The sequence below is a fragment of the Rhodococcus sp. IEGM 1307 genome (assembly GCF_030056915.1).
GTDB lineage: Bacteria > Actinomycetota > Actinomycetes > Mycobacteriales > Mycobacteriaceae > Rhodococcus_F > Rhodococcus_F opacus_D.
In genome coordinates this window covers 211,793-233,031 of the sequence record NZ_JASHKW010000005.1, presented here as the reverse complement: position 1 = coordinate 233,031, position 21,239 = coordinate 211,793, and the positions used below count along the sequence as shown (strand labels likewise).

The window sequence follows — 21,239 nt, the reverse complement described above, 5'->3', positions numbered from 1 at the left end:
GAAGGTGCGTCTCGGTGGTGGGCCCGCACGTGACGACGGGCAGTTCGAGCACTGGCGTCAGGCCGTCTCCACGGCATTCGTCCCGCTCGCCGTGGTGTCCACGGCGGAGGACGGACCGGGGCGCTTCACCGGGACCCTGCGCACCACCGCGCTCGGCGGGTTGCAGCTCAGCGAGGTCGGGGGACACGCGGTCGACGTCCGCCGAACCCGCACGTCGATCAAGCGGTCCGACCCCGGCCTGGTGAAGGTGGGCCTGCAACTATCGGGCAGCGGCGTCATCGTCCAGGACGATCGCGAGGCCGTGCTCGGGCCCGGCGACTTCGCCGTCTACGACACCAGCAAGCCGTACGACCTGCACTTCGCGGGCGACTTCAGCATGTTCGTGTTGATGTTTCCCCGCGAACTACTGCGCATCGCCTCGCGGGAACTGGGCACCGTCTCCGCGCGCCGCATCCAGGGCAGCACCGGCATGGGCGCGCTCGTCTCTCCGTTCCTGACGAACCTCCACCACTCCGTCGTCACCGGCACCATGCCGTCGACGCCCCTCGTGGAGGACGCGGTGCTCGACCTGCTCAGTGCCGCGGTGCAATCGGAGGCGCCCGCCGACGCCACCGCTCCCGGCGCGTCGTTGCTACTACGGGTGAGGTCATTCATCGACGCGCACCTGCACGACCCCACACTCGACACCGCCACGGTGGCGTCCCACCACCACGTATCGACGCGGCACCTGCAGAAGATGTTCGAGGCGGACGGACACACGGTGGCCGGGTGGATCCGCCACCGCAGGCTCGAGAAGTGCCGCCGCGACCTCAAGGACGTCCGATTCCGCGGCGACAGCATCGGAACCATCTGTGCCCGATACGGTCTCGTCAACTCGTCGCATTTCTCGCGGCTGTTCAAGGAGACGTACGGGGTCTCGCCGCGCGCCTTCCGCGAACAGGAACTGCTGTCGATCACCGTGTGACGACGGCAGAAATTCGGTCGCGCCGCACGGCCCTCCGGGTCACACTGAATCGGTCGTCGCGACCTGAGGAGTGGGACCGCTGGAACTGCACGAGTACACCGGGCTCGACGCCGTCGGTCTGAGTGAGCTGATCCGGGCGGGTGAGGTGACGGCGACGGAGGTCGAAGCCGTTGCGCGCGTCGCGATCGCGCAGGCCGATGCCGACCTCGGTGCACTGACAGTGCCGATGTTCGATCCGGCCCTCGACCACCGGTCCGACGGGCCACTGGCGGGGGTGCCGTTCGTCATCAAGGACAGCGGCCCGTTCGCGAAGGGGGTGCCGTTCACGCTCGGTAGCCGCAGCATCCGCGGCGCCGTCGCCGGTGTGGATCACGAACTGATGTCCCGGTTCCGGTCGGCCGGACTGGTGGCCCTGGGGCAGACGACAGCGCCGGAGTTCGGACTGAACTTCGCGACGGAGCCGGTGCGGTACGGGCCGACGCGCAATCCGTGGGCGCTCGATCGGGGAACCGGCGGGTCGAGTGGCGGATCCGCCGCGCTCGTCGCGGCCGGGGCGGTTCCGCTGGCGCACGGCAACGACGGCGCCGGTTCGCTACGGGTGCCTGCCTCGTGCTGCGGGCTCGTCGGCCTGAAACCGAGCCGCGGCCGAATCCCCTGTGGCCCACTGGTCGGCGAGGCCGGGTTCGGGCACATCTACGAGTTCGCCCTCACCCGGACCATCCGCGACACGGCCCATCTGCTGGACGCCGTCGCCGCCCCGCCGGTCGGTGAAAAGTACACCGCCCCGGCGCAGTCCGGTCGCTACGCCGACACGACGCGCGCCGATCCCGGCCGTCTGCGGGTGGCCCTGACAACCGAACCGTGGGGCGGGAGTTCGGTCGAGACGCAGGTATCGGCGGCCACGGTCGCCGCCGGCACGATCCTCGAATGGATCGGCCACACCGTGACCGAGACGCGCCCGCACTTCGACGCGGAGGACGTCGTCGAGGCATCGACCCTCACTGCGATCGCCACGGGCGCGGCGATCCTGCGCGCTCCACGCAGGCCCGATCCCGCTCTGCTCGAAGCGGTCTCGCGGACAGTGCTGCAGGAGACCCAGGTGTTCACCGCGCTCGACGTCGCGGCAGCACTCGACGCGCAACACCGGGTCACCCGGTCGATCGGGCTGTTCTTCACCCGATTCGATCTGCTGGTGACCCCGACCGTCGCCTGGCTGCCGGTGCCGCACGGCACCCTCGACTACGACGACCCCCGGCACAGCGTGCGCTCGTGGCTACGCCGCATCTTCGAGTTCGGACCGTTCACGGCACCGTTCAACGTGTCCGGGAATCCCGCGATCAGCCTGCCGCTCGCGCTGAGCAGGGAGGGCCTCCCCATCGGCGTCCAGCTCGTCGCGGCCACCGGCAGAGAAGATCTGCTGCTGCAGGTGGCCGCGCAGTTGGAGCAGGCTGCGCCGTGGAAGGATCGCCAACCGTCGATCTTCGTCGACTGACGATCTTCTGTCGTTGTCAGAGCACGGATTCCAGCCATGCGGCCGTTTCGAACAGGCGTTGCTCCGCGCCGGGACGTCCGATCAGCTGCAATCCGAGGGGAAGCCCTGCGCTGTCGCGCTTCCCGGGGATCGTGACCACCGGCAGACCCATGGCCTGCCACGGCCGACTGAGCAGGGGCGTGCCCGTCGCGTCGTGCCCGGGTGGAGCGGCGCCGAGCGCCGCGGGCCCGAGGATGGCTTCGTCCTCGTCCAACGCCGCGAGCAGCAGCTGTCGGGTCTCGCTGATTCCGGCGAGGGCGGCGCGGTAGTCCGCGTCGGTGGTCGCTGCCCCCGCGGCGAACAGTTCGGCGAGGGCCGCGCTGATTCTGTCGGTCTGCGCGGCCTCGGCGGCGCGTTCTCTGGCCGCCTCGTACGCCATCACCGTGTGGTGGTGTTCCGTCAGCGCCACGATCGTTGCGGCGGCGTCCAACTCACGGCACCCGATCCCCGCCGACGCGGCGGAATCGGCGGTCGTCCTGAGCGCCGCCGTCATCCCTCGGGACACCTCGCCGAGCTCGAACCCACTCCACAGGCGAAGCCGGCTCGGCGCGGAAGGCACGAGGACGGGTGCCCGCGTGCCGTCGCGCAGCGCTGTCCACGCGAAGTGGAGATCGGGCACAGTTCGCGCCAGCAGCCCGACCGTGTCGAGACTGGGACTCAATCCGGTGATGCCCGCGGTCGGAAGTTCGCCGTGGGCGGTGACGAAACCTGCGACTCCGCAGAACGACGCCGGCCTCGTCAGCGACCCCGCGGTCTGCGTGCCGAACGCCAGCGGCACCATGCCTACGGCCACCGCTGCCGCCGAGCCGCTCGACGACCCGCCGGGCGTGTGACCCAGGGCGCGGGGGTTGCGGGTCGGGCCGGGCGTGAAATACCCGAACTCGGTGGTGACGGTCTTGCCGAACGGGAGCGCGCCGAGTGCGCGCGACCGCGCCACACAGTCGGCGTCCGTCGTCACCGGGTCCATACTCCGCAGCTCACTGCCACAGCGCGTCGGCATCCCGGCGACGTCGATGAGATCCTTGACGCCGACGGGCACGCCCCAGAGCGCGCCATCCGGGCCGCCGTCCTGGATCCGGGCGGCCGCGGACCGCACCGCGTCGGCGTCGAGGTGGGCCCAGGCGTGGATTTCCGGCTCGAGGTCCGCGATCCGTGCGAGTGCCGCCTCCGCCACGTCGATGGGCGTCGTCGCGCCCGTCGCCAGCTGCTCCGCCAGGTCCCGGAGTGGGCTCGGTGACTGTAGTTCCGTCTTCATTGCATCGCCACCATCGTGTCGTCGTTCGTCGTCTCGGTCTGCCCGGTGAGCGCTCGGGTGCGCATCACCGAGAAGAGGCGATCTGCTCGCGCTTTCGTCTCCCCGGACGGCGCCGACACCAGCGCGACGATGATGGACACCGCCAGCGAGAGGGGTGCGACGGCGAGTGCCGGGTTCGAGAATCCGAGAATGGAGTCCGGTCCCTGCACGACCGGGCTGAGCAGGATGACGGTGACCGACAGGACGAGCCCGACCACGATGCCGGAGATGACGGCACGCGCCGTCATGCGCTTCCAGTACATGGTCAGCAGCAGCGCCGGCAGGTTCGCGCACGCGGCGATGGACATGCCCAGTGACGCGAGGAACGCGACGTTCTGCTTCTGCGCCGCGAAGGCGATGGCGACACCGATGACGCAGGTGGCCACCGTCGCGACACGGGCTGCGCGGTGCTGAGCCTTCGCCGACACCGATCCGTTCCTGATCACCTGCCCGTACAGGTCGTGTGCGATCGCACCGGAGGTGGCGATCACCAGGCCGGACAGTGCGGCCAGAATGGTCACGAACGCCACGGCCGCGACGAACGCCAGCAGGACTCCGCCGCCGACTGTCTCGGCGAGCTGCGCGACCGCGAGGTTGCCGCCCCGATTCTCGGACTTGATCACCTCGACACCGACCAGCTTGGCGGCGCCGTAACCGAGCACGGGAACCAGCAGGTAGAAGGCGAAGAAGATCCAAATCGCCGTGTAGGCAGACGTTCTCGCCTGCTTCGCGTCCGGAACGGTGAGGAATCGGATCATCACGTGCGGCAGGCCGAGCACGCCGAGGACGAGCCCGACGGTCTGCGACAACTGGTCGAACGAGGCGGCACCGGACGTACGCTGCGGCGCGACGAACGATTGCCCGAACTCGGCGAGCGCGGTGCTGAACGGGCCGAAGGGGTTGAAATCGAACCGCACCAGCACGAGAACGAACAGCACCACGGCGCAGACCATGAGAAGACCGGTCTTGATGATCTGGATCCAGCTGGTGGCGAGCATTCCACCCACCAACGTGTACGCGGTGGTGAGTGTTCCGATGATCAACACGGCCACGACGTAGTCGAGGTCGAACAGCAACGACACCAGAAGCGCGGCACCGACCAACTGCGACACGAGATAGACCACGCTGATCACCACCGTGCTGATCGCCATCATCGACCGCACGTCCTTGCCGGGGAACCGGGTGGCGAGGACATCCGCCAGCGTGAAGCGACCGAGGTTGCGCAGGGGTTCCGCGATCAGCAGCATCGCGAGGACGAACGCCACGGGCACGAAGACCGCGAGGTAGAACCCGTTGAAACCGGTCAGGGCGATCGCACCGGTGACTCCGAGAAACGAGGCGGCAGAAATGAAGTCGCCGGCGATGGCGACACCGTTCTGTCTGCCGGTGAGGCTGCCGCCAGCAACGTAGTGATCGGCGGCCGACTTGTTCCTCTTGGAAGCCCACGCGGTGATCATCAAGGTGACGGCGACGAGGGCCGCGAAGAGCGATGCGGAGACGAGGTTCATGGCTGTTATCCTTTCGCCCGCGAGACGGTTCGGGAGTCGAGTTCGGCTGCCCGCGCCATGTAGTACCGGGCCACGACGATGGCGACGACGAATTGCGCGACCGCGTAGAGCCACGCCACGGTGACACCGCTGAAGACGACGCCGTCCAGCAGCGAGGTGAACCCACCGAGGATCGGCAGGGGCAGGAATAGTGCGAGGACCAGGGCGCTGAGACGAAAGGTCAAGGCGGCGCGCGTGTCTGCGAGCACCTGCAGGTCGGAATTCTGTGGGACTTGTTCGGGCGGTGACGAGGTGACCATGGCTATTTACCTCCGGCTGCGGCGGGAACGAGGGTGGGCGTCACGGTGATCGGATCGGACCATTCGTCGTAGAACAGCCAGTCGGGGGACTCGACCGGAACCGACAAACGGTGGAATTTGCGTTGGAAGTAGACGAGGCTATCGCCGTGTTCGCGCGTCTGCACGCGGTCCAGTTCGATGAACATCACCGAATGTGATCCCACGGTCTTGCTGTCCGCGATCCGGCCGGCGAGCAGCACGTGGGCGGCGCGCAGGATCGGAACACCGTCGTCGGTGTCTTCTTCCCAGATGTCCCACTCGAACCGGTCCGCCATCGCGACTTGTGTTGCGCCCGCGAAATGCATGGCCAGTTCTTCGTCGTCGCCGGAGAGCACGTTGATACCGACTCTGCCGTTGTTCTGGAACACGTTGTGCATGGCACTGTTCTGATTCACGCATACGAGTGCGGTGGGCGGGGAGTCGGTGACCGAGCAGACGGCGGTCACCGTCATTCCGCAGCGCCCGGCCGGGCCGTCGGTCGTCACGATGTTGACCGCGGCCGGCAGATTCGCCATGGCGGTGCGGAAGCTCGATTGCATTGTTGTGAGTTCGGGCATTTCGTCTCCATGAGTTGGAACAGGAAGTCGTGTCACCACGTTGCGCCGGCCTTCCTGCAAGAAGGATATGACGCGCGTCGTGTGCTGGAACATTGGCGGCGACGCTACTTTCTCGCAGTAAGTCGCGTATCCGAGTAGGGGATTCCTTCAGTTGCCTACCGCTTCCGTTACGGTCGGTGTTGACTGGACGAGGAAGCAAGCCATCTGTGCGAGGCAGGATTCGATGGATCAGCAGGAAACACGGGTATACATCGTCGACGACGATCAGGAGTTGTGCGCATCGCTTGCGTGGCTACTCGATTCGGTCAACATCACGTCGGAGTACTACTTCTCGGTGCAGTCGTTCCTGGACGAGTACCGCCGCGACATCCCGGCCTGCCTCGTGCTGGATGTCCGGATGCCGGAAGTCGGGGGATTCCAGCTGCAGGAGGCACTCCTCGCCGACGAATCCCCGATCCCGATCATCTTCGTGTCGGCACACGGTGACATCAAGATGTCGGTGCGGGCGCTGCAGCGGGGTGCGCTGACGTTCATCGAGAAGCCCTACGATCCGCAGCACATGCTCGACGTGATTCAGGATGCGCTCCGGGTCGCGCGTCAACGATTCGGCGAGCGACGCAACAGAACGGAACTGCAGGGCCGGATAGACACGCTGACGGTGCGCGAAAGGGAAATTCTCGCACTCGTCCTCGACGGATTGCCCAGCAAGAACATCGCCAAGGAGCTGGGTATCAGCGTGAAGACGGTCGACGTGCATCGCACCCGTATCAAGGAAAAGACCGGAGCAGAAAGCATCGCCGTTCTCGTCCGCGATATTCTACAGGCCGGAATTGCCGTGACCTGAAATTATTCGGCACTTTCAGGGAAGTTCGACGACGAGCCGCCCGGATTTCGCGCGCGACACACACGCGGCAATTCTGTCTCCCGCCTTTCTCTCACTCTTGGTGAGGCAATTGTCGCGGTGGTCGGGTTCGCCCTCCAATACGTCCAGGACGCACGTGCCGCAGATACCTTCCCTGCAGGACGTGTCGATCTCGATGTCGTTCTCTTCGAGTACGTCGGCGATGGATTTCCCGGCAGGCACCTCGAACACCTCGCCCGTGTCGAGTTCCACCTCGAACGCCGTGTCCGAACCGGTCGCTATAGGTGTCGCCGCCTCGAAGCGTTCGAAATGGACCGCGTCCTCACCGACCGCCGGTTCCGCCAATCCGCGCACCCGATCCATGAAACCTTCGGGGCCGCAGGTGTAGACGTGGGTGGCGGCCGACGCGTCCGCCAGGATCTTCTCGAGGGCCGACAACTGATCGTCCCTCGTCAGGCCGAAGTGCAGGTGCACGTCCCGGCGGAAATCCGCACTCTCCAGCAGGTCGACGAACGCGGCCCGCGCCCTCGTCCGCGCGAAGTAGTGCAGGTCGAACTGCTGCCCCTGCCGATGCAACGCGAACGCCAGACTCAGCATCGGGGTCAACCCGATCCCCGCCGCGACGAGGATGTGCCGATCCGCACCCTCGGCGAGCGTGAGCAAAGTGCGGGGCCGGCTGATCTGCAACTCGCTGCCGACCCTCACACGATCGTGTAGCGCGGCCGAGCCACCGCGCGGGCCGGTCTCGCGTTTGACGGCGACAACGTACGATTCGGACTCGTGCGGCGGGCTGCACAGTGAGTACTGGGTGAGGACCTCGGTGGGACCGAGGATGTCGATGTGGGCGCCCGCCGGGTACGGGTCGAACGGTGGCCCGTCCGTCCGAACAAGCCGGAACGACTTGATGTCCGGCGTTTCCTCGACAATGTCCGCGACAGTGACAGTGAACATGCTCATGGTGATTCTTCCTCCGGTGCTGCGACCCGTCGCCCGCGGGCGGGGGTCAGCGCATGTACAGGCCGCCGTTGACGTCCCAGCAGGCACCCGTGACCGACGCGGCCGTCGGCGATGCGAGCAGGGCAACGGTCTCGGCAATGAAATCGGGCGAGCCCAGGGTGCCCACCGGAATCGTGGTGAGGATGGCGGCTAGCTTGTCCGCGGGCACCGTCTCGCGCACGACCGGCAGGTCCAGCGGCCCGGGGGAGACGGCGTTCACCGTGACACCCGACGGGGCGAGTTCGCGTGCGAAGACCTTGGTCAATGTGCCGACGCCGCCCTTGGCCGCGGCGTAGTGCGCTCCGGTCGCCGTGCCACCGTTCTGCCCCGCCAGCGACGCGATGTTGACGATTCTGCCGTATCGCTTCGCGGCGAAGTAACTTCCGAACACCTGGCAGCCGAGAAAGGCGCCGTTGAGGTTGATCTCGACGATGTCGGAGAATTCCTCCGGCGCGATGTCCATCAGCGAGCCCGTCTGCGACCGGCCGGCGTTGTTGACGAGGACGTCGATGCCGCCCCACTCCTGGATCACCCGGTCACGGACGGCTTCGAAACTCTTCCGCTTCCGGACGTCCAGTTCCACGGCGATGGCCGTTTCGCCTTCCGGATCCAGCTCCGCCGCAGTCTCTTTCGCTGCGCCGTTGTCGATGTCCGCGACCGCGACGCGGTATCCGCGGTCGTGCAATTGCTGTGCGATCGCGGCACCGAGGCCACGTCCGCCGCCGGTGACTACTGCGACAGAATCCACGTCGAGCTCCTGTTCGATCGATAAGGTTCGGAAAGTGCTGGTCAGAGCAGGTAGCCGGAGGCGTTGACCGCTGCCTGGGAGTTCACCAACCGGATGACCTTGAGGTCCAACCGCGGCCCGCTCTCGGTGTAGCGAATGCGGTGCGTGACGTCGGCGGCGAGGGTCTGCTGGTCGTCGCGCTTGAAACCCACCAGGATCTGCGCGGACCTCACCGTGATCGAGTCCTCGGTCCGTTCCTCGACCGTGAAGCGCGAGACGGTGCGGACCGTCCGGGCGGCGGCGAGCGCGGACATCGAGTAGCCGGAGGTCAGGCGTTCGATGCGCATGCGCCGCATGCGAGTGTCGTCGTTGACCATGTTCAGCGATCCGTCGAAGTCGTCGGTGTCCGGGTCGATGGGAATGACGTACCGGCCTTCGTCGGTCCAGAGGGCGTCCCACGCCTGGTAGTCCTTGGCGTCGAGGAGTGCCGCTTCGTGCCAGATGAGTTGGATCGCCTGCAGTACCCGGGTGTCGGCGAGTTGGGCGGTCATCAGATCAGTGCTCATCGGTCATCATCCTCTTCCACATTGCGTAGGCCTCGCGCATTCCGGTTTCGTCGGTGACGTGCGAGGTGCGGTGTCCGTCGCTGTCTAGCGCTTCACGATTGAGACCACGGTTCACCATGATCGGCATTCCGGGTGCGCCGCGGGATCCGCGTTGTACCCGGTCCCAGGCCTCGGAATCGTCGGGGCTGCCGAACCCGAACGGGCCCTGGAAATGTTCGTGGATGCGGAGGCGTTCGCGGTTGACGATCTCCGGTCCGCCGTCCATGCCGAGGGCGATGTGCCGGATCTCGGTCTCGTCGACGGAGATCGGGCGCAGCACCCGGAAGAACGACATCGACATCGCGACGTTGGGGAAGATGTTGAGGTTGAACCCGGCGCCGTGCATGGAGCGGACGATGCGGCGGACCTTGTCGGCGGGCATCGTCTTCGACAGCTCTTCGACGATGTGGTCGAAACGCGCCTGAATCTTCTCGGTGCCGTCGTCGTGGTCCAGGTCGACGTGCTCCGGGACCATGATGGCGACGCTGTGGCCGTTTCCGAGAGCGTGGGTGACGGCGTTGTCGTCGGTCATGAAGGAGAGCATGTCGGCGGTCTCGGCGTCGACGGAGGACATCCAGGACCGGTGCACGATCGGGAAGTGGTATCCGTCGGTGGTGTTCTCCAACTGGATCTTCCAGTTTCCGCGGAAGCGGAAGCAATGTTCGCCCTGCGTCTTGACGGGGTATCCGGCGCCCTGCTTCATGAACAGGTCCATCCACACCTTCGCGTCGCCGAGGAAATCGTCGAGGGGTTCGACGTCGGGGTTGAAGCTGGCGAAGATCATGCCGGCGTACGACTCCACCCGCAGACTCTGGAGGGGGAGGTCCTTCTTGTCGAGGTCCTCGTCGTAACCGTCGGGGTACGGGATTCCGCGCAGTCGCCCGTCGAGGGCATACGACCAGCTGTGATACGGGCAGGTGAACCCGTTCGCCTTGCCCTTGGGGACCTCGCAGACGCTGGCCCCGCGGTGGCGGCACCGGTTCAGCAGGACGTTGAAGTTCCCTTTGCGGTCGCGGTTGACGATCACCGGTTGCCGGCCGATGGTCGCCATCTTGTAGCTTCCGGCCTCGGGGATCTCGCTCTCGTGGGCAACCCATACCCACGTGCGGTAGAAGATCCTCTCGAGTTCCGCCTCGAACATGTCGGGGTCGGTGTACAGCGATCCGTCCACGCGGTCGTCCGTGGCGAGGTCCGCGAAGTTGGTGGGATCCAGCGAAGTGGTCATCACGTTCTCTTTCCATTCGATTCGAGCAGTCGTGTGGCCTCGTCGAGGCGAGTGACGAACAGCTTCTCGGTCGTGAAGTGCTTGATTCGGGCGGTACCGCCCCGAACTTCACACTCGGCGGTGATGCGTGCGACGAGCAGTTCGGCCGATCCGTCCTCGTATCGCGACAGCTGCTGCATGATCCACCGCCCCTGCGCCTCGGGGCCGTCCACCTCGATCTGCGCATTGCCGAGCAGGTGCACATTTCCCCGGAAATGGGTGTTCGGTGGAAGGTACGCGGTGAGCATTCCGACGATCTCCGGTCGGCCCCGCCGCGTGCCGAACTTGTGCGCGTACTCGGCGCCGATGCCTTCCCACACCGCGTCGGGCGTGAACAGCGAGGCGAGTTCCTCTTCCGAAAACGCCACGGAGGGAACATCGCACAGTTCCATGTAACGGCACATCACGCGGTGCACGGCCGCACGGCTCTCGATGCGCTCGGCCGCGGTCGCAGAGTGCATTCCGCTCACGCGCCGAGGCCGACGTCTTCGCGGACGGTGAGCGCACGGCCGATGCGGGCTTCGATCTTCGCGTATCGCCACAGCGTGTACTCGCCGACCGAGGTGGTGCGGAAGAGGTTGCAGACGGCCTTGACGGTCTCCTGGGTGTCGACGTCGGCGAGGATGTAGCAGGTCCACGGCCAGCCGTCCGACGGTCCGACCATGTGGCTGTCGTCGTCGATGTCGCCGATCACCCGGACGCCGGGTGTGTCGGCCACCGCGTCCATCATCCCGGAGAACGCCTTCCACACCAGCCCGCCCTGGCCGGTCGGGAGGTCGAAGAAGTTCTGGTTGATGCCGATGCAGAACAGAACTCGCAGCGGTGCGGTCTTGGTGTCACTCACGAATGGTCTCCTCGATTGGAACGGGGTGGTCAGATGAAGCCGGGGAACGGCGGGATGTCCATGAGCACCGCACCGGCGCTGTCGTAGATGCCGTCGCCGAGGAAGGCGTGCTGCGGCGGGACCAGGGCCTCGCGCATGTACCGCTGCATCGCGTTGCCGTCGTAGATCGCGCCGGTGCCCGACAACTGGAATGCGGTGTGCACGGCGGAGGCGCCCGCTTTGGCCACGTGCGTCGACGACAGGCGAAGAAGTGCCGCAAGCTTGTCCGGGACGGGGTCGCCGGCGACCACCGTGGCGTACGCCTCGTCGGTGACCTCGTAGAAGAAGGCGCGGGCGGACCTCAGCGTCGCTTCGGCCTTGGCCAGGTCGATGCGGTAGTAGGCGCGATCGGCGAGCTTGGGTGCTCCGGTGATTCCGGTGCGTCCCGCTCCGACCTTGATCGCGTAGTCGAGCGCGGCGCGGCCCACTCCGAGATTGACGACGGCCAGGACCTGGGCGGCGTAGGCGATGGAGGGGTAGCGGTAGAGGGGTTCGTCGACGGTGGGGGTTCCACCCCGGATGAACGTCCAGTCCTCGGGTACGACGACGCCGTCGACCTTCAGTTCGTGGCTTCCGGTACCCGACAGACCGACCACGTCCCAGTTCTCGACGATCTCGACGTCCTTCGGCCACAGCAGGGCGGTGCGAGGCTTACCCGCCGTGGAGTCGCCGCCTCGAATCCCGACGCCGAGAATGTCGGCGCCCTTGCATCCGCTGGCGAATTTCCACTGCCCGTGGATCTTCAGCCCTCCGGGCACCTGTTCGGCGGGTTGCACCGGGAACAGTCCGCCGGCGAAGACGAGGTCCGGGCTCTCTTTGTACAACTCCGCCTGTGTCGCGAGCGGCAGTGCCGCCAGGTAGACGAGGGCGGAGCCGAAGCTGGCGACCCAGCCCGCCGACGCGTCCACCGCGGAGATGCGTTCGATCATCCGCAGAAACTCGCTCGGGGGCAGCGCGTCGCCGCCGAATCGGCGGGGTGTCGCCGCGCGGTAGATACCGATCTGCTTGAACTCGTCGATCATGTCGCGAGGCACGAACTTCTGGCGAGCGAACTCTTCCCGCCGCAATGCGACGTGCTCGAGGACGTCCTCGAACGACAGCGTCCCGTTCGCGGTGGCGTCCGTCGTGTCGAGGGTCGGTGCGTTGGTCATCAATTACTCCGATCGACGCGAAGTAGAAGGGGTGTGGCGTTTTTCGTGTCGCATTCACGCTATTGCGGTGGTCGGCATCACTCAATCGGTGCTTCCTCCCGCGGACATGCAGAGATGTCGCCTAGGAGTAAAGGATTTCCCTATCGCGTCCGCGGTCCGTCCGCTCAGTAGACTCGAGATGAGCCGAAGGAGGCCGCATTGTCCGATCTCGCGCCGTCCGACTACGAACGACTCGTCGAGTCCCTTCGCTACTGCGTCCTGGTCCATGATGCGGCCACCAAGGACATCCTCTGGGCGAACCGGGCGGCGTCCGAACTGCTCGAGTTCACGGTCGAAGAACTCAAACCGCTCAAGGCGCCCGATATGAGTTCCCCGGCGAAACGGTACCGCCGGTCGGTGGGACGGCGGTGGCTGCAGGAGGCTGTCGACAACGGGGCGGCGGTCATCGAATGGACGTATCGCGCGAAGAGTGGGCGAGAAGTCCTGACGGAGGCGATCGCGATCCGGGTCGAGTTGAGTGCCCGGACCGTGGTGATGGTGCAGTTCCGCGACATCGAGCAGGAAACGTCGATGCGCCGCGACCTCACCCGCACCGAGGCCGACCTCACCCGTACCGAGGCCCGGCTGGCCGCGTTCCTGCGGAACATGGCCGAAGGAATCCTCGTCCTGGACGACGACAGTCGGATCACGTATGCGAGCGAGGCGGCGTCGGAGCTCCTGAAGGTCCCGGTGGCATCGCTTGTCGGCGAACGCTTCACGGAGTTCTGCCGGGCGGGGCAGTCACGGGAGAGCGTGCGCCGCGCCCTGCAACTGACGACCGCCGACGGGGGTTCCCAGAGCCTGCGCTACGAGGTGGAACTGACAGCCGAGGAGCGCCGGTGGCATGCGGGGAGCTGCCAGCACATCGGTATCGAGAACGATCTGAGCGGCCACCTCCTGCTCTTCCACGACGTCACCGAACACGTCCGCACCGAGCAGGAGCACGAACGGGACTCGCAGTACCTCAACTACCTGGCCCGCTACAACGCGATGGGCGACATGGCCATGGCCATTGCCCATGAGTTGGCCCAGCCGCTCGCGGCCGCCACCAATTTCATCGCCGGAACGCAGAGCCGCCTCGACGACGGCCGGAGCGGTCACGACGAGGTGAGCTGGGGCCTGGGGGAGGCGCGCAAGCAGATCGACCGGGCCAATCAGATCGTCCGGAGTCTGCGTGAATACGTGACACAACTCGAGGAGTCGCAGCAGATCGTCGATCTCAACGACATCGTCGACGAATGCGCATATTTCATCGACATCCGGGCGCGGCAGAAGGGAGTTCACGTCGAGTACCGCCGGGCGCACGACACGGTTGCCGTCGTGTGCGAACGGGTGCTCACCGGGCAGGTCATCCTGAACCTGTGTTTCAACGCCATCGACGAGATGGCGGAATGGCCGGCAGCCGACCGCATCGTGACGGTACGCACCGACATCACCGAGACGGAGGGCGTCGTGAGCGTCGAGGACCACGGCAAGGGGCTCTCGCACATCCCGGACGGCCGAATCTTCGACGGCGCGTTCACCTCGAAGTCCACGGGTCACGGAATCGGGCTCGCGCTGAGCCACCGCATCATCTCCCGCCAGGGCGGGACACTCAGTGCGCGCGAGAACGATCCGCACGGGGCCGTCTTCACGTTCACGTTGCCCGCCGATCCGAACCGTTGAGCGGCCGACCCCCACGCGGGTAAAGGTTTCTTGGATTCCGTTGGGCACGATCCGGTTCTAGCGTGGTGGGAAACACCACCGCGGCCCGGAGGTACCTCGTGGACTATTCGCATCATTACCGGACATTCCTGACCTGTTACGCCGACACCCATCGCTACGGGTGGCACCACGTCGACCTCTTCGTGCACGACGAGGACGGCAACGAAGTGAACTGGGTCCACTGGCAGACCCGGGAGGACGGACCGGACGGCGCCGACGCGGCCACCGCGCGCGTCGAACCGAACCTGCGACGGACCACCGACTGGCAACGCGGAATCAGCGCCGACGGGAGCGAGTACTGGATCGCCGAGGCGGCGTGGGCTCAGTGAACCGGTGGATCGGATAGACGCCGAACTGCCGGTTCGCCGACCGAGCGGCGAACCGGCAGTTCCGACGTATCGGTACCGGGCTACGCGACGCTTTCGGCGACGCGCTGGAACACGACCTCCCCACCCAGCACGGTGGAGACGACCTGCATTGCCGGGATGTCGTGCGGGTCGATGGTCTCGAGGTCGCCGTCGAGGATGCACAGGTCGGCCACCTTGCCGACCTCGAGTGATCCCTTCCAGTCCTCGGCGAAGTCCTGCCAGGCCGCGTTGATCGTGTAGGTGCGGACGGCGTCGGCGAGGCCGATGCACTGGTCGGGCCCGCTCACCGCGCCGCTGGCCTTGCTCTCGCGCAGGATCATCGTGGAGATGCCCTGACGCCAATCGGGCGGTGTGACCGGTGCATCGGAACTGCTCATCAGGTGCACCCCGGATTCGACGGCACTGCGATACGGCCATTCGTAGGCGGCTCGTTCGGTCCCGACCACCCCGACCTCCAGGTCGGCGATCGTCCACTTGATCGTCGGATTCATGTTGACGCCGATGCCGTTCTCGGCCAGTCGCTTCAGGGTGGCTTCGCTGATGAAGTCGCCGTGGATCAGGTAGTGCCGGGCATCCTCGCGGGGGTGCGCATTCTGCGCGGCGATGATCGCGTCGGCGACGGTGTCGATGGCACGGTCACCGGTGACGTGCACACCGATCTGGTGGCCGGCCTCGTGGCCGATGCGGACCATCTCGGTCACCTCGTACACCTGACGTTCGTCGGTGTCGCCGCCGACGCACAGGGAGCCGCAGCCGCCGCCGACGTATTCCTCGTGCATCCACGCGGTCTTGCTCGGCGGGATGCCGTCGGCGAACACCTTCACCCCGAGAACCCGGAACATTCTCGGGTCCACCGATTCCGGAACGTCGATGTTCGCGAGGTTCTGTCCGAAATCCTCGGCCGATCCGGACATTCCGGTGGGCAGGAGGAGAAGGTTGACGCGGGCGCCCAGTTCGCCGCGGCGGGCGAGATCGGCATACACCGCGAGACCCTCGGCACCCATCGCGCCGCCGGCGAGGGCCTCGCCGCCGGGGCCGATCGCGGGATCGGTGAAGCTGGTGATGCCCTCGCTCTGCAGGATCGAGATCGCCGAGCGGAGTGCCTCCTCCCGGCGCTCCCGGGTGAGGGCGGGAAGAACACGCTGCACGAGGGCCTGCGCACCCTCCATGACGATGCCGGTCAGCAGGCCGTCCTCGCCGACCGGCATGAGGCTGCCCGGCGGGAGCGGGGTGGTTTCGTCCACCCCGGCGAGCGCGAGCGCCGCGCTGTTCACCCACGACGTGTGCCGCGAGAAGTCCTGCAGGAACACGGGATTGTTCGGGGACACGTCGTCGAGGTCCCAGCAGGTCGGCGTCCGTCCGGCCTCGGCGAGGCACTCGTCGAGATACCCGTCGTCCCAGCCGGTTCCGATGATCCACTCGCCGTCCTCGGCCGCCGCGGCGGCCTCCCGCACGAGTTCACGGACGTCCGCGATCGACCGGACGGCCGGGAACGACACGTCCAGCGACAGCGGCGGAGTGTCGAGCCCGTAGGCGATGGCATGCAGGTGCGAGTCGTTGATTCCCGGGAGGATCGTCTTCCCACCGAGGTCCGTGACCACGGTGTCCGGTCCGATCAGGGTTTCGATCTCCGCATCGCTGCCCACCGCGTGGACGAGTCCGTCACGCACCGCGAGGGCGGTGGCGATCGTGAAGTTCGCGTCGACGGTGAAAACCTTGCCGTGGGTGTAGACGGCATCGGCGTAACTCATCGTGTCCTCCAGGTTGCAGTCGTGGGAGAGCTGTCAGACGGCCATGGGGGCCATGCCCAGGATCATCAGTGCGGATCCCGCCGCCGCGGCCCTGACGCCGGAGCGGCGCTCGCGGCGCGGGGTGGAGCGAAAGAGATGCAGTGTCAACAGTGCCCAGCACACGAGCACGAGGAGTGGCAGCCAGCCAGTCGAGATTCCAGCGCCACCGTGGTGGTGGCCCGACGACGCCGACGCGGCCGGGGCGGGGGCGGACGTCGGGGCCAGGAGTAGCAGCACCCCCATGGCGGTGAGGTCCACCGCACAGGGCACGGCGGTCCGGCGGTGCATGGTCTCACCGGTGACGAACACGGCGAGGGCGATGAGGACGGCACCCTCGAGCAGGTGAATCCCCGCCGGCAGGCCGGGGATCATCATCGCGACCATCGACACCGCCATCGCGCCGTGCGCGATCCGCACCCGGCAGTCCGTGCCGTGTGCCCGCCACATCGGCACCATCGCCCCAACGGCTCCGACGAGCATCGCCGCGTGCACGGCAGGGATCTCGAACATCGCCGGACTCAGATCGTGGGGGTGAGTTCGCGACGCTGCCCGACATCCGCCCGGCTCTGCCGGGTGACCCGGGCGACGACCAGACCGGCGGCGAAGAACAGTGCGATCACGGCCAGCAGGATGTCCGCGAGCAGTTCCGATCCGCCGATCAGCGTGGTGAAGTTGTCGAGCACCAACCCGGTGACGGCCACCAGGCCCACGCATCCGAGCACCGGAGCGATGCGGGTGTGCCAGAGCCGGGTATCCAGCCGGGTGCGGGCGAAGAACGCGATGATCGCGACGCTGGTGAGCACCATCAGCACCAGGATGCTCACGGTGGCCAGACCCGCCATCCAGGTGAACAGTTCCAGCACCGGGTCCGCGCCGACGAGGGCGAACACCCCCACGACCACCGTCGCGGAGATCGTCTGGGCGACCGAGCCGATATGCGGGGAACCGTGCTTGGTGTGGGTGCGGGACAGTGCGCGCGGAGCCGCCCCCTTGCGGGCGAGGGCGAACACGTACCGGGAGATGGCGTTGTGGAAGGCGAGGAGTGCGGCGAACAGGCTGGTGACGAGCATGATGGCCATGACGTCGGCCGCGGGTCCGCCCAGGAAGTGCGCGGCGGCGGCGAACGTCAGACCGGCAGGGTCGGCGGCGGCCGCGGCGGAGACGTTGTCGCTGCCGAACGCGAGCACCACGGCCCAGCTCGCCAGCGCATACACCAGCCCGATGACGATCACGGCGGCGTACGTCGCGATCGGAATCGTGCGTCGGGGGTTGCGGGCCTCCTCGCCGTAGATCGCGGTCGCCTCGAATCCGATGAACGACGCGATAGCGAACATCAATGCGACACCGGGGGATCCGCTGAAGAACGACGTCGGGGTGAACGACGCGAAGTCGATACCCGCGGCCCCGCCCCGCACCAGCACGCCGAACGACAGCGCCAGGATGATGCCGATCTCGAGCACGAGGAGCACCCCGAGGACCTTGGCGCCGAGGTCGATGCTGCGGTATCCGAGCACGGCCACGAGTGCGATGAGTACCAGCGCCCACATCCACCACGGCAGGTCGGGTCCGCCGTACTGGACCACGAGGCCCTGAATCGTCGCGGCCGCCAGACCGTACACGGCGGCCTGAATGGCGGTATAGGTCAGCAGAGCGAGGCCGGCTGCGCCGAGCCCGCAGGACTCACCCAGCCCCTTGGCGACGTAGGCGTAGAAGGCGCCGGTGTCGACCATGTGGCTGCTCATGGCCGCGTATCCGACGCTGAAGACGAGCAGGACCAGTGCGGCAATGAGATAGGCGGTCGGGGCGCCCGCACCGTTGCCGATCGCGATCATGACGGGCAGAGCGCCGCCGATCGCGGTCAGCGGCGCGGCGGCAGCGATGACGAGGAAGACGATCCCGACGACGCCGATGGATCCGCGTAACTTGCCGGCACCCGAACCCGTGGTGGTGTCAGACATCTGTTCCCCCGTCCGAGTGGCAGCTGCCGCCTCCGGTCGCGCAGTGCTTCGACGTCGTGCGGGGAACGTCGAGAGCGGGGTTGCGGTCGAAGAAGCCGCTGGGCTTCAACGTGAATCCGGTGTAGTCGACGGGCATGATCGGCCAGTCCTCCGGTCGCGGGAAGTGCGTGAGGCCGAACGTGTGCCAGACGACGACGTCTTCGTTCTCCAGATCGCGATCACCGGCGACGAAGCTGGGCAGTCCGGCGCCACCCGCGTGCTGGTTCACGAAATCCCCTGCCGCGTAACGCTCCTTCTCATCGAACTGGGTGACCCACAGGTGCTTGGTGGCGAACGTCGCCCGCGCCGCGATCGAGGAGTCGTCGTCGGCCAGCAGGATCGGCTGACCCTCCGGGTGGAGTGCGTACGCCACCGGCTTGCCCAGACGGTTCAGCTTGTTCGGGTTGCTGATGTGCCACACGCGTCCGACGCTGTTGTCCGCGAGGCGCTGCGCCTCGGATTCCTTCGTCAGCGGCGTGCGCTCGAGGGTGAACGCGTTTCCGTGCAGGTTCCCGGGGCCCATCTTCACCCGCTTGGTCTGCACCTCCTCGACGGAGTTGCGGGCGCCGTCGATCATTATGTCGAGGCGGGCGCTGAACAGGTGCTGGTGGTACGGGGCGCCGAGGCCGGGGGCGATCTCCGAGGCGTACGGGTAGTCGCCGCCCGGGTGACCCGACGTGAAGACGATGCCGGTGGCCTTGACCTCGAATTCGATGGTGCCGTCGAGGTAGAGGTACCAGAAGAAGCCGTAGTCGTAGTTGCCGATGGTGGTGAAGAAGGAGATGACGAGACGGCGCTGGCGGCGGGTCTCGGCGGAGCCGGCCCACAGGTCGGTGTGCTTCCACAGCACGCCGAAGTCCTCCTCGTGCATGCACACGGCGTTCTTCAGCGTCTTGGGGGTGCCGAACTCGTCGGCGATGACGGCGTCGAAGTAGGTGATGTCGCCGACGCAGTCGCAGCCGAGTTCGAGGGCGTTCGCGTAGCGGCCCACCATGTACTCGCCGGTGTCGAAGTAGTTCTGCCACGACCGGACCGGCGAGGGGTCGCCGTAGGGCACCACCATCTCGGCGATGGACGCGCGGTGGATGATGGGGCGCACCCGGTCGCCGTCGGCGAACCCGAGCTGGTGGAGGACGAGACCCTCGCGGGCGTCGAAGCCGACGCGGAACGACCACTTCTCCCAGTCGACGCGGTTGCCGTCGACGACGAAGCTGGGGCCCTCGGGCTGGGTGATCTCGATGGGCTTCTGGGTGGTGCGCAGGGGGCCGGTGACGGTGAGGTCGTCGAAGTTGCCCGACTCCTCGGGGATCGGGACGGCGCCGAGGTCGAGAACGTCGGTGACGGTCCGGTTCATGACGTCGACGAATCCGACGAGCCCGTCGATCGGGTGCGCCCAGGCGTGGTCCTTCGGGTGGTCCTGGCGGAACGCGAGCCCCCGGAGGATCCGCGTGCCCGTCTCGCCGGGGTAGTCGAAGACACCGGCCGAGAGGGGAGCGACTCGGACGTCGGCGACGTCGAGTCCGCGGGCGGCGAGCGCGGCGAGCCAGCGTTCGTCGGCGGCCAGCACCTGTTCGACGAGTTCGAACTCCTCGTCCAGGACGGGCATCTGACCGTCACGGGCGGCGTCGAGGGTCACCGAGCTGATCACCGACCGCTGGGTCACGGACACGACGGCGTCCACCGCGTTGGGTGACGAGATGTCGTGCAGCAGAACGCGGAATCGGCGATCGGTCTCGGGGGCCTCCGCCGTGTACAGCGTCGACTTGTCCGGTTCCTCGAGGCCGACGTAGACGAATCTCGTCTGCTCGGTCAGCGCGTCGGCGGCCTCGAGGATCTCGCGGAGGGAGGCGATTTCTTCGACGGTCGGCAGCGACAGCGGGTGGTCGATACGCGCAGGGGAAAGGGTGGGCATGTCGCGATCCTTTGGTTCTACGGGTGTTGAATAAAAAGCTTAGTGACGTACGTTACAGCCGAGGTGCCCTCGTGTAAACAGTGAGTTTCGCGCCCGAACAAACTGACCGTTCGGTCAAAAATGGTTCTCTATCGGATTCCGCAGCAACGGTTTTGGCTGAGCGACGGAAGGCTCAGAGTGCGGCGACGAACTGCTCGAGCATCTCCAGCTGACGCTCCGACGACGTTTCGCCCGGCGTGAGGACACCCAGAATCTGCATGCCCATCATCATGTTGAGCAGTTGCTCGACCACGATGCTGACGTCGATGTCGCCAACGGAGCCCTCCTCGCGCGCCTGATCGAGGAAGATCGCCATCTGCTCACGCCAATTGTCCATCGTCCGGCGGTTGGTCGCGGCCATCTGCTCGTCGTACATGGCCCGCGGCCACAGCGAGGCGGCGATCCGGGCCTCGAGGAGTTGCTCTTCGTTGATCGGCATCACTTCGCGGCAGAGGATGCGCAGTGCGTCGAGTCCGGTCGCGTCACCGAGCGCCTCGGCGATCCGGCGGTCGGTGGCCTCGGAGATGTGCTCGTACGAGGTACGGAGGATCTCGTCCTTGCCGGCGAAGTAGTGGCTCAGGGCGCCGTTGGTGTACCCGGCCTCGGTGGCGATGTCGCGCATGTTGGCAGCATCGATACCGCGGGCGGCGATCAGCCGCCAGGCGGCGGCGGTGATGCTGCGCCGACGCTCGTCGTGATCCACGAGCTTA

At 66.7% G+C, this 21,239-nt stretch carries 21 protein-coding genes; 5 read left to right on the top strand and 16 right to left on the bottom strand.

Features of this window, described 5'->3' with window-relative positions; all coding sequences use genetic code 11:
* Positions 1–4: 4 nt before the first annotated feature.
* Both QM841_RS11940 and QM841_RS11935 read left to right on the top strand, forming a co-directional pair.
* Positions 5–964 (top strand): AraC-like ligand-binding domain-containing protein, encoded by a 960-nt coding sequence (locus QM841_RS11940; RefSeq protein ID WP_283332149.1) that lies wholly within the window; start codon positions 5–7, stop codon positions 962–964.
* 70 nt (positions 965–1,034) lie between these two features.
* Positions 1,035–2,456, top strand: coding sequence for an amidase (locus tag QM841_RS11935; protein ID WP_283332148.1), 1,422 nt, complete (start codon positions 1,035–1,037; stop codon positions 2,454–2,456).
* A gap of 16 nt (positions 2,457–2,472) precedes the next feature.
* Here QM841_RS11935 and QM841_RS11930 read toward each other — a convergent pair whose 3' ends face one another.
* The 4 genes from QM841_RS11930 to hpaC are packed head-to-tail and all read right to left on the bottom strand — an operon-like array spanning position 2,473 to position 6,192.
* The gene (locus QM841_RS11930) at positions 2,473–3,750 is read right to left on the bottom strand and encodes an amidase (RefSeq protein ID WP_283332147.1); all 1,278 of its coding nucleotides are present in this window, start codon (positions 3,748–3,750) and stop codon (positions 2,473–2,475) included.
* The gene (locus tag QM841_RS11925) at positions 3,747–5,297 is read right to left on the bottom strand and encodes a solute symporter family protein (RefSeq protein WP_283332146.1); all 1,551 of its coding nucleotides are present in this window, start codon (positions 5,295–5,297) and stop codon (positions 3,747–3,749) included. The genes QM841_RS11930 and QM841_RS11925 overlap by 4 nt, the downstream gene beginning before the upstream one ends.
* Positions 5,298–5,302: 5 nt before the next feature.
* The gene (locus tag QM841_RS11920; RefSeq protein WP_283332145.1) at positions 5,303–5,596 is read right to left on the bottom strand and encodes a DUF485 domain-containing protein; all 294 of its coding nucleotides are present in this window, start codon (positions 5,594–5,596) and stop codon (positions 5,303–5,305) included.
* Positions 5,597–5,598: 2 nt separating this feature from the next.
* On the bottom strand, positions 5,599–6,192 hold the full coding sequence (gene hpaC, locus QM841_RS11915; RefSeq protein ID WP_283332144.1) for a 4-hydroxyphenylacetate 3-monooxygenase, reductase component: 594 nt from the start codon (positions 6,190–6,192) through the stop codon (positions 5,599–5,601).
* Between the two features lie 223 nt (positions 6,193–6,415).
* Between hpaC and QM841_RS11910 the strand changes: the two genes are divergently transcribed.
* Positions 6,416–7,036: a response regulator transcription factor gene (locus QM841_RS11910; protein WP_011595535.1), complete on the top strand. Its 621-nt coding sequence runs from the start codon at positions 6,416–6,418 to the stop codon at positions 7,034–7,036.
* A gap of 15 nt (positions 7,037–7,051) precedes the next feature.
* On the opposite strand, the gene QM841_RS11905 is transcribed toward QM841_RS11910, so the two are convergent.
* Genes QM841_RS11905 through QM841_RS11875 form a run of 7 tightly spaced genes read right to left on the bottom strand, consistent with a single transcriptional unit; the run spans position 7,052 to position 12,680 of the window.
* Positions 7,052–8,011: a PDR/VanB family oxidoreductase gene (locus QM841_RS11905; protein ID WP_283332143.1), complete on the bottom strand. Its 960-nt coding sequence runs from the start codon at positions 8,009–8,011 to the stop codon at positions 7,052–7,054.
* A 46-nt stretch (positions 8,012–8,057) separates the two neighbouring features.
* Positions 8,058–8,798, bottom strand: coding sequence for an SDR family NAD(P)-dependent oxidoreductase (locus QM841_RS11900; RefSeq protein ID WP_283332142.1), 741 nt, complete (start codon positions 8,796–8,798; stop codon positions 8,058–8,060).
* Positions 8,799–8,839: 41 nt separating this feature from the next.
* Complete coding sequence (locus tag QM841_RS11895; RefSeq protein WP_283332141.1) at positions 8,840–9,343, bottom strand: aromatic-ring-hydroxylating dioxygenase subunit beta; 504 nt, start codon at positions 9,341–9,343, stop codon at positions 8,840–8,842.
* A complete protein-coding gene (locus QM841_RS11890; RefSeq protein WP_283332140.1) occupies positions 9,333–10,607 on the bottom strand; it encodes an aromatic ring-hydroxylating oxygenase subunit alpha in 1,275 nt (424 codons plus the stop codon). Before QM841_RS11890 ends, QM841_RS11895 begins: the two co-directional genes overlap by 11 nt.
* Complete coding sequence (locus QM841_RS11885) at positions 10,607–11,107, bottom strand: nuclear transport factor 2 family protein (RefSeq protein WP_283332305.1); 501 nt, start codon at positions 11,105–11,107, stop codon at positions 10,607–10,609. The genes QM841_RS11890 and QM841_RS11885 overlap by 1 nt, the downstream gene beginning before the upstream one ends.
* A 5-nt stretch (positions 11,108–11,112) precedes the next feature.
* Positions 11,113–11,490: a hypothetical protein gene (locus QM841_RS11880; RefSeq protein WP_283332139.1), complete on the bottom strand. Its 378-nt coding sequence runs from the start codon at positions 11,488–11,490 to the stop codon at positions 11,113–11,115.
* A gap of 29 nt (positions 11,491–11,519) precedes the next feature.
* Entirely contained in the window at positions 11,520–12,680 is a 1,161-nt protein-coding gene (locus QM841_RS11875) for an acyl-CoA dehydrogenase family protein (protein ID WP_283332138.1), read from the bottom strand.
* Between the two features lie 198 nt (positions 12,681–12,878).
* Between QM841_RS11875 and QM841_RS11870 the strand changes: the two genes are divergently transcribed.
* Positions 12,879–14,384, top strand: a complete 1,506-nt coding sequence (locus QM841_RS11870) for a PAS domain-containing sensor histidine kinase (protein WP_283332137.1) — start codon at positions 12,879–12,881, stop codon at positions 14,382–14,384.
* 98 nt (positions 14,385–14,482) lie between these two features.
* A complete protein-coding gene (locus QM841_RS11865) occupies positions 14,483–14,752 on the top strand; it encodes a hypothetical protein (RefSeq protein ID WP_280781189.1) in 270 nt (89 codons plus the stop codon).
* Between the two features lie 80 nt (positions 14,753–14,832).
* On the opposite strand, the gene QM841_RS11860 is transcribed toward QM841_RS11865, so the two are convergent.
* From QM841_RS11860 to QM841_RS11840, 5 genes are all read right to left on the bottom strand, one after another.
* On the bottom strand, positions 14,833–16,542 hold the full coding sequence (locus tag QM841_RS11860; RefSeq protein ID WP_283332136.1) for an amidohydrolase: 1,710 nt from the start codon (positions 16,540–16,542) through the stop codon (positions 14,833–14,835).
* A gap of 33 nt (positions 16,543–16,575) precedes the next feature.
* The gene (locus tag QM841_RS11855; RefSeq protein ID WP_283332135.1) at positions 16,576–17,091 is read right to left on the bottom strand and encodes a DUF5134 domain-containing protein; all 516 of its coding nucleotides are present in this window, start codon (positions 17,089–17,091) and stop codon (positions 16,576–16,578) included.
* A gap of 8 nt (positions 17,092–17,099) precedes the next feature.
* Complete coding sequence (locus QM841_RS11850) at positions 17,100–18,539, bottom strand: APC family permease (RefSeq protein ID WP_283332134.1); 1,440 nt, start codon at positions 18,537–18,539, stop codon at positions 17,100–17,102.
* Positions 18,532–20,490 (bottom strand): primary-amine oxidase, encoded by a 1,959-nt coding sequence (locus QM841_RS11845; RefSeq protein WP_283332133.1) that lies wholly within the window; start codon positions 20,488–20,490, stop codon positions 18,532–18,534. The genes QM841_RS11850 and QM841_RS11845 overlap by 8 nt, the downstream gene beginning before the upstream one ends.
* A gap of 172 nt (positions 20,491–20,662) precedes the next feature.
* Positions 20,663–21,232, bottom strand: a complete 570-nt coding sequence (locus tag QM841_RS11840; protein ID WP_283332304.1) for a TetR/AcrR family transcriptional regulator — start codon at positions 21,230–21,232, stop codon at positions 20,663–20,665.
* Positions 21,233–21,239 lie beyond the last annotated feature (7 nt).

Bases quoted from the DNA above. Each gene is read 5' to 3' on its own strand.
- QM841_RS11930 (WP_283332147.1), bottom strand. From the start codon at position 3,750: ATGAAGACGGAACTACAGTCACCGAGCCCACTCCGGGACCTGGCGGAG.
- QM841_RS11925 (WP_283332146.1), bottom strand. From the start codon at position 5,297: ATGAACCTCGTCTCCGCATCGCTCTTCGCGGCCCTCGTCGCCGTCACC.
- QM841_RS11920 (WP_283332145.1), bottom strand. From the start codon at position 5,596: ATGGTCACCTCGTCACCGCCCGAACAAGTCCCACAGAATTCCGACCTG.
- hpaC (WP_283332144.1), bottom strand. From the start codon at position 6,192: ATGCCCGAACTCACAACAATGCAATCGAGCTTCCGCACCGCCATGGCG.
- QM841_RS11910 (WP_011595535.1), top strand. From the start codon at position 6,416: ATGGATCAGCAGGAAACACGGGTATACATCGTCGACGACGATCAGGAG.
- QM841_RS11905 (WP_283332143.1), bottom strand. From the start codon at position 8,011: ATGAGCATGTTCACTGTCACTGTCGCGGACATTGTCGAGGAAACGCCG.
- QM841_RS11895 (WP_283332141.1), bottom strand. From the start codon at position 9,343: ATGAGCACTGATCTGATGACCGCCCAACTCGCCGACACCCGGGTACTG.
- QM841_RS11890 (WP_283332140.1), bottom strand. From the start codon at position 10,607: ATGACCACTTCGCTGGATCCCACCAACTTCGCGGACCTCGCCACGGAC.
- QM841_RS11885 (WP_283332305.1), bottom strand. From the start codon at position 11,107: ATGCACTCTGCGACCGCGGCCGAGCGCATCGAGAGCCGTGCGGCCGTG.
- QM841_RS11875 (WP_283332138.1), bottom strand. From the start codon at position 12,680: ATGACCAACGCACCGACCCTCGACACGACGGACGCCACCGCGAACGGG.
- QM841_RS11860 (WP_283332136.1), bottom strand. From the start codon at position 16,542: ATGAGTTACGCCGATGCCGTCTACACCCACGGCAAGGTTTTCACCGTC.
- QM841_RS11855 (WP_283332135.1), bottom strand. From the start codon at position 17,091: ATGTTCGAGATCCCTGCCGTGCACGCGGCGATGCTCGTCGGAGCCGTT.
- QM841_RS11850 (WP_283332134.1), bottom strand. From the start codon at position 18,539: ATGTCTGACACCACCACGGGTTCGGGTGCCGGCAAGTTACGCGGATCC.
- QM841_RS11845 (WP_283332133.1), bottom strand. From the start codon at position 20,490: ATGCCCACCCTTTCCCCTGCGCGTATCGACCACCCGCTGTCGCTGCCG.